Annotated in this window: 3 protein-coding genes; 2 read left to right on the forward strand and 1 reads right to left on the reverse strand. The window is 69.7% G+C overall.

Annotation, left to right across the window (positions count from 1 at the left end; all coding sequences use genetic code 11):
• Positions 1-46: 46 nt before the first annotated feature.
• On the reverse strand, positions 47-685 hold the full coding sequence (locus ACNPM4_RS10820; protein WP_029262055.1) for an O-methyltransferase: 639 nt from the start codon (positions 683-685) through the stop codon (positions 47-49).
• Between the two features lie 90 nt (positions 686-775).
• Between ACNPM4_RS10820 and ACNPM4_RS10825 the strand changes: the two genes are divergently transcribed.
• Together ACNPM4_RS10825 and ACNPM4_RS10830 are read left to right on the forward strand one after the other, a co-directional pair.
• Complete coding sequence (locus tag ACNPM4_RS10825) at positions 776-1,153, forward strand: twin-arginine translocase TatA/TatE family subunit (protein ID WP_029262054.1); 378 nt, start codon at positions 776-778, stop codon at positions 1,151-1,153.
• Positions 1,150-1,791: a hypothetical protein gene (locus ACNPM4_RS10830; RefSeq protein ID WP_448985691.1), complete on the forward strand. Its 642-nt coding sequence runs from the start codon at positions 1,150-1,152 to the stop codon at positions 1,789-1,791. The genes ACNPM4_RS10825 and ACNPM4_RS10830 overlap by 4 nt, the downstream gene beginning before the upstream one ends.
• Positions 1,792-1,895: the final 104 nt, after the last annotated feature.

Genomic DNA, 1,895 nt, shown 5'->3' on the forward strand with positions numbered 1-1,895 from the left:
CCACCGCCCTTTGTCGATTCCGGGGCGTACCCGGGCGAGGCGACTCTCAGTCGCGGTCGGCGAGCCTGATCAGCTGGAGCAGTCCTTCACCTGCGGGCGACACGGTCGCCAACACGGCCGAGGACTCCTGGGTCTCCTGCACCAGCGAGCGGTAGGCCGACGTGACCTCATCACGCTGCACCGGGTCGGCCACGCGGCCGCCGCCGAGGATCCGCGGCACCAGCACCAGGCCGCCGGTGCGGGCGAGGCGGAGTCCGTGCTCGACGTACTCGATGATGTGGTCGGGGTCGGCGTCGACGAGCACGATGTCGTACGAGGACTCATTCATACGGGGGAGCACGTCGATGGCGCGCCCGGTGATGAAGCGGACCTTCGTGGACGGTACCTTCGCGTCGGCGAATGCCTGTCGCGCTGCCGCGAGGTGTTCGGGCTCGTTGTCGATCGAGGTGAGCACGGCCTGCGGCGCTCCGTGCAGCAGCCAGAGTCCGGAGACGCCGGCACCGGTGCCGATCTCGACGATCGAGCGTGCGCCGGTCGCGGCGGCGAGCACGGCGATCTGGGAACCGACGACGGTGCTGATCGGCATCGCGCCGAGCTCGACCGCGTGTGCGCGTGCGCGTGCGATGGAGTCGGGTTCCACGATGGACTCGCGAAGGAATCGCGCGTTCGCGTCGTGCTCGCTCATGGCCTGTTTCTCCCTGCCTGCCCAGTGGTTCCCTCCAGAGTATTCGCTCGGTGTACCCGCGGACCGCAGGCGCGACGGTAGCCTGTAGAGATGACGTTCGGGCTCACCTTCGAGAAGCTGCTGCTGATCGGTCTCATCGCGGTCCTCATCATCGGCCCGGAGCGTCTCCCGCGAGCTGCCGAGGGCTTCTCGCGCATGGTCCGAAAGGCCGGCGAGTACCTCCGCTCGACCAAGTCCCGCATGCGTGAGGAGATGGGTCCGGAGCTCGACGATGTGGACTGGCGCAAGCTCGACCCCCGTCAGTACGATCCCCGCCGCATCATCCGCGACGCGCTGTTCGAGGAGCCGCAGCCGACGACGACGCCGACGCAGGCGCGGGAGACGATCGCGGAGCCTGTCGCTCCCCGTGCGCTCCCGCAGGAGTTCAGCGCGAGCAACCGGCCGCCCTTCGATCCCGAAGCCACGTGACCCGAGGGCGGCTCGCCGATCGCGATGCCGTGGCATTCGGGTTCTCCGCTCTGTGCGCGTGCATCGGCGTCCTGATCTGGACGCTCTGGGTGTTGCCCGTCGCCGCCTCCGTGAGTGACGCCGATCCGGTTCCGCTGGGACGCGGGGCGACGATCGAGCTGCAGGAGGGCGAGCGCGTCGGCATCTGGGGCAGTGGTGTCTCCGCGATGCTCGGGATGCTGGAGTGTTCGGTATCGGGTCCGGACGGCGCCGAGCTCTCTCAGCGCGCGGGACCCTCGCTGTCGTGGGACGACACGCTCTGGTGGATGACCCCGAAGCGCGGGTTCGAGCAGCACACGCAGTTCACCGCTGTCCGCGCGGGCGTCCACACCGTCACCTGCGCCGACTCGCTCGACACCTACGACGGCGAGTTCCTCGTCGCCGGGGACGCCTTCGGAAGCGGCGCCATCGGTCTCGGCCGCACGGGCGGGAACGACTTCGCCGTGGGGACGTTGCTGGCGTTCGGCGCGGTGTTCTGTCTTCCCGTCGCCGTGGTGCTGCCCGTGGTCATCCTGGTCCGCCGACGCGTCACCAGGCGAAGAAGCACGCGAGATGCCGAGCGCGCGCACGCGTCCTGGACGCAGTTCCCGGAGCCGTAGGAGAGCCGCACTCAGCCGATCGTCATCGGCAGCGAGCGGCCGGACAGGCCACGCCCCTGCCGAGCGAGGGTGCGGGCGAGATCGAGGATCGTCGTGGCCGCGGC

The organism is Microbacterium umsixpiens (assembly GCF_053543675.1).

What these genes read in the sequence shown, in the direction of transcription:
- ACNPM4_RS10825 (WP_029262054.1), top strand. Translation starts at nt 776, where the DNA reads ATGACGTTCGGGCTCACCTTCGAGAAGCTGCTGCTGATCGGTCTCATC.
- ACNPM4_RS10820 (WP_029262055.1), bottom strand. Translation starts at nt 685, where the DNA reads ATGAGCGAGCACGACGCGAACGCGCGATTCCTTCGCGAGTCCATCGTG.